Raw genomic sequence first — 5445 nt, 5'->3', positions numbered from 1 at the left:
CCGGTGCAAGTGCGTCGATCATTGAAAACCAGATTACCCAGATCATCGAGGATTCTCTGTCCGGGATCGAAGGTATCGACTTTATGAACTCCATCAGTCGAACCGAAAAATCCCAGATCTCCGTCACGTTCAAAATCACCCGTGATCCGGATGACGCCGCTGCCGATGTACGTGACCGTGTCAGCCGTATTACCGGTCAATTGCCGGACAATGTTGACCCGCCGGTCGTGACAAAAACCGAAGCGGACGCACAGCCGATTATCTGGCTGGCCTTCTCCTCCGACCGTCATGGCGCGATGGAGATGACAGAGGTTGCGGACAATCGGGTGAAGGATCAGCTGCAAACCGTAGGCGGCGTGGCCAATGTCCTGATCTTTGGCGAACGCAAATACTCCATGCGCATCTGGCTGGATCCGGCACGGATGGCCGCCTACCGCGTGATGCCACAGGATGTGGAAGCCGCACTGGAAGGTCAGAACATCGAAGTACCCGCAGGCCGCATCGAAAGTCGCGAACGCGAGTTCACGCTGCTGACCAAAACCGACCTTAACGACGTGGATGAATTTAAGAACATCATCATCCGCAACGATAAAGGCTATCCGGTTCGCATCAAGGATGTCGCACGGGTTGAGATCGCACCGGAAAATGACCGTCAGATCTCCCGCTACAAAGGTGAAAGCGCTGTCGCACTGGGCGTTGTAAAACAATCCACGGCGAACCCGCTGGACGTGTCCCGCGACATTCGCGCCAAGCTGGAGAACATCCGCGGTAACTTGCCTGAAGGCATGGCAGTAGAGGTCGCGTACGACTCGTCTATCTTCATCGATGAATCGATCAAATCCGTCTACCAAACACTCGCACAGGCCGGTGTACTGGTTATTTTGGTGCTGTTCTTCTTCCTGCGAAACGTACGCGCAACGCTAATTCCGGTGGTGACGATTCCACTGTCGCTGATCGGTGGCTTTGCGATGATGTACCTGATGAACTTCAGCATCAATACACTGACACTGCTGGCGCTCGTACTCGCGATTGGCCTGGTGGTCGATGATGCCATCGTCATGTTGGAGAACATCTACCGCCACGTTGAAGAGGGTTTAAGCCCCGTTCAGGCAGCCTTTAAAGGCGCGAAGGAGATCGGATTTGCGGTGCTGGCAACGACTGCCGTGCTGGTCGCCGTATTTGTTCCGGTCGTGTTCTCCGAAGGACGCACCGGCAAGCTCTTTACCGAGTTCGCTCTCACATTGGCAGGGGCCGTTGTCGTCTCGACCTTTGTTGCGCTGAGCCTGTCTCCCATGATGGCGTCACGCATGCTTAAGCATGAGAAACGCCACAGCGCCCTGTTTAACCTGATCGAAGGTATACTGGTTGGTCTGACCAACGGTTACCGTCGCCTGCTGGACAAGCTCCTGCGCTCCCGCTTGCTGGCTGTATTGATCATGGCTGCGAGTTTTGGCGGTGCCGCGTTCTATTACACCCAGCTTCCGCAAGAGTTGGCTCCGTACGAAGACCGTGGTGACATTCTGGTGTTTGCGATGGCGCCCGATGGCGCATCGGTCAACTATATTGACCGTTACTCCCGCCAGATCGAGGGCGTGGTCAGCCAGGTTCCTGAATCTGACCGTTACTTCTCTATCGTGGGTTTCCCGGCTGAAACTAACGCCATGACCTTTGTGGGTCTGGACCGCTGGGAAGACCGTGAGCGCAAACAGCAGGAGATCTCTCAGCAGCTGACTCCGCAGCTCTACGGCGGTATTACCGGCATCATGAGTTTTGCACTGGATCTGCCGTCACTGGGCCAGAGCTTTATCTCCCGTCCGATCGAGTTCGTTGTGAAGTACAACGGCAGCTATGACGACCTGAAAGGCATTGCCGACCAAATGATGGGCAAGATCATGGCCAACAAAGGCCTGATGCAGCCCGACAGCGATCTCAAACTGAACAAACCTGAACTTCAGATGGACGTGAAGCGCGACAAGCTGTCAGAGATCGGTATCGATGTCGCTACCGTGGGCCGCACACTGGAAAGCTATATGGCTGGTCGTGATGTGACCCGCTTTAAACGCAACGGTGAGCAGTATGAAGTCATTGTGAAAGTGGCCGACAGCGCACGCCGCGATCCGAGTGACCTGACCGAGCTTTACGTGCGCACACCGGAAGGTGACATGGTACAGCTGTCCAATCTGGTGGAAGTTAAGGAGTCCGTTGCTCCACGCGAGCTGAACCACTTTGACAAAGTGAAAGCGGTCAAATTCCAGACCTTGCTGGCACCGGGTTACTCTCAGGGTGAAGCGCTCGATTATCTGGAACAGAGCCTGAAAGAGATCGCCCCGGACGCAACATTTGACTTCACAGGCCCTTCACGTGAGTTCAAGCAATCTAGTAATACACTGATGCTGACGTTCGCTTTAGCCATTGTCTTTGTATTCCTGGTACTGGCGGCACAGTTCGAAAGCTTTAAGAATCCGTTGATCATTATGTTGTCGGTACCGCCGGCCATTTTCGGCGCCCTGCTTGCCTTGAAGTACAGCGGTGGTTCCTTTAGCGTATACAGCCAGATAGGCCTGATTACGCTGGTTGGACTGGTCACCAAACATGGTATTCTGATCGTAGAATTTGCTAACCAGCTACAGGATCAGGGCCGCGAACTGCGAGACGCGATTGTTGAAGCCGCGACACTGCGACTGCGCCCTATTCTGATGACTACCGCAGCGACCGTCTTAGGTGCGGTACCACTGGCGATGGCCTTCGGCGCGGGTGCTGAGTCCCGTCAGCAGATTGGTTGGGTCATTGTGGGTGGCATGACCTTTGGTACCGTGCTCACCCTGTTTGTTATTCCAACGGTCTATAGTTATCTGGGTAAAAGAACGTTTAAAGAAGTTCAGCCCGAAGAAGTTTAACGTTGCATAAGGAAGCACACGTGAAAACAGCACAGTTACTTTCCGCATCTGCCCTGCTGGCTCTGGCACTCCAGAGCACGCAGGCAAATGCCGCGGCACTTGCTGATATTTATCAGCAGGCGCTTGCTAACGATCCGCAACTAAAATCCGCCGAAGCAACCTATCTGGCCGGAACCGAAGCCGTACCTCAGGCGCGTGCGGGATTGCTGCCAAATGTCAGCTTGTCCGCCAATACAACCTGGACAGAAAGCGACACCGCAGCGTTCAACAACAACGGCTATACCGTTGCGCTGAACCAACCGCTGTTCGATGCCAACGCATGGTTCAGCTTCAAACGTGGACAGGCCCAGTCTGAACAGGCTCGCCTGCAGTTTGATCTGGCACAGCAGAACCTGATTCTACGTTCTGTAGAAGCCTACCTGAACGTACTCCGTGCTCAGAACACGCTGGAAACGACTCAAGCTCAGGAACGTGCGATTAAACGTCGTCTGGATCAGGTTAACGCTCAGTTCGAAGTCGGTTTGATCGCGATTACTGACGTACAGGAAGCTCAGGCATCCTTCGATAATGCCCGCGTTGCCCGTATTGAAGCCGAAGGTGATCTGGAAAACAGCTACGAAGCGCTGGAACGACTGACCGGTCAGGAAGTGGGCAAAGCCGACCTGCTCCGCGAAGATTACCCCGTGCAGACGCCAACCCCGGAAACCCCGGATCGCTGGCTGGATAAAGCATGGAAAGGCAACCTGAATCTGCGTGTGGCAGATGCTGCGGTTGAAGCCTCCCGCCGCACGGCTCAGGCTGCACGTTCAGGCCACTTGCCAACACTGAGTCTGGCTGCCAGCTATGACTACGACAACGGCACGGCAACCGCAGACAACATCAACGATACCAACTCAATCGGTCTGACGTTCAGCCTGCCGCTCTATAGCGGTGGTGCCACCAGCTCTCAGAGCCGCCAGACAACTCAACAGATGATCGCTGTTCAACAGGATCGTGAAGACACATTGCGCGCGGTGACCCAATCGACCCGCAGCTTGCTGCGTGACCTGCGTACCGATGTGCTGTCCGTACAGGCGCGTAAACAGAGCATCAAGTCCAGCGAGACCGCATTAAAAGCGACAGAAGAAGGTTTCAATGTCGGCACACGTAACGTCGTTGATGTGCTAAACGCTGAGCAACAGCTCTACAGTGCACAACGCGACTACGCCAATGCGCGCTTCGACTACGTCTTCAACCTGTTCAGCTTCAAGCAGCAGGTCGGAAGCCTTAGTCCCGATGACCTGAACGCTCTGGATCAGTGGCTGACGAAACCCTGATCCTGATCCAACGACACATCTGACACGAGCTGAATGAGCCAGATCCTCATTCAGCTCGTATGAGAAAAGGCAGTAACTACCCGTTACTGCCTTTTTTACATGTAATCTGGAATAAATTCAGCGGATTAACGTGGTTTTGGTCATCAAAATCAGGCCACTCTAAGCTAAGCTGAAGTCTATTAATTTCGCTATGACAGGATGGCATATCATGCGACTGACATTTGTATCTCTTTTGTTTGTCACCACTATTGCGCTGACTGGCTGCAAGGAACCTGAAGCCACGGCCCCTCCCGTAACACCCAGCGTAAAATTTGAAGAGGTTGGCGCAACGTCCGGTAGCCGAATTCGCCAGATCTCCGGTGTACTGGAATCCAGCAACCGTTCTGAACTGAGCTTTCAGGTATCAGGTCAGGTTAAAGAAGTATTGGTCAACCTCGGTGATCGGGTGACACAAGGCCAGATACTCGCATCACTGTCGACAAAAGATTATCAGCTGACACTGTCCTCCCGTCAGGCCAAACTGCGCAATGCACGCGCGAACCTGAGCGAAAAGCAGGAAGACTACAACCGTAAAAACAGTCTGCTTAAAAAGGGCTTCACCAGCGCCACAGTTGTTGATCAGGCCCGTACAGCACTGGCAGCAGCGCGCACAGACGTGGATGTTGCCCGCTCTGATCTGCGAAATGCCGAGCTGGATATGAGCCGCACCACGCTGAAGTCACCTTTTGACGGCAAAATCTCCAGTCGCGAAGTCGAGCCATTCACCGAAATCAAAGCCGGTCAGACCCTATTTGAACTGCAGGGCGAGAACAGTCTAAAGGCTCGCGTACTGGTCCCTGAGACCCTTATTCGTGAAGTGAGCTACGGCCAGGCCGTTGACGTTGAGTTCCCAACACTCCCAGATACCAAACAGAAAGGCGTGGTCAGTGAAGTGGGCTTTCAGGTCTCCACCGGCAACGCTTATCCGGTTCGCATTGATCTGCTGGAAAACAATGACCAACTGCTACCGGGCATGACCGCTAAAGTCAGCTTTTTGTTTGGCGATACCCAAAGCGAACAGCCCGTCTACCTGATCCCCCTTTCCGCGATCGATATTCGCAATGCCAGCAGCGAAAAGAAAGGCGCTGCTAAGCACGCTCCTATCCCGATCTTTGTCTTTAACCCGGAAACATCCACCGCAGAACGCCGCATGGTGAAAACCCGCGATATCCGCCACAACAAACTGGAAGTGG

At 54.0% G+C, this 5445-nt stretch carries 3 protein-coding genes; all 3 read left to right on the top strand.

Features of this window, described 5'->3' with window-relative positions; genetic code table 11:
- Nucleotides 1-2897 (top strand): efflux RND transporter permease subunit (locus tag ABYW01_RS12915; protein WP_372833311.1); only part of this gene is annotated, 2897 nt, incomplete at its 5' end.
- Between the two features lie 20 nt (nucleotides 2898-2917).
- On the top strand, nucleotides 2918-4213 hold the full coding sequence (locus ABYW01_RS12910; RefSeq protein WP_372833308.1) for a TolC family outer membrane protein: 1296 nt from the start codon (nucleotides 2918-2920) through the stop codon (nucleotides 4211-4213).
- 208 nt (nucleotides 4214-4421) lie between these two features.
- Nucleotides 4422-5445: efflux RND transporter periplasmic adaptor subunit (locus ABYW01_RS12905; RefSeq protein WP_372833305.1), on the top strand; the 1024-nt coding region annotated here is incomplete at its 3' end.

Origin of the sequence: Pontibacterium sp., assembly GCF_041587635.1 — a bacterium.
Lineage (GTDB): Bacteria > Pseudomonadota > Gammaproteobacteria > Pseudomonadales > Balneatricaceae > Pontibacterium.
The sequence above is the reverse complement of the archived record's forward strand: the minus strand, read 5'-3'. Positions and strand labels throughout refer to the sequence as shown.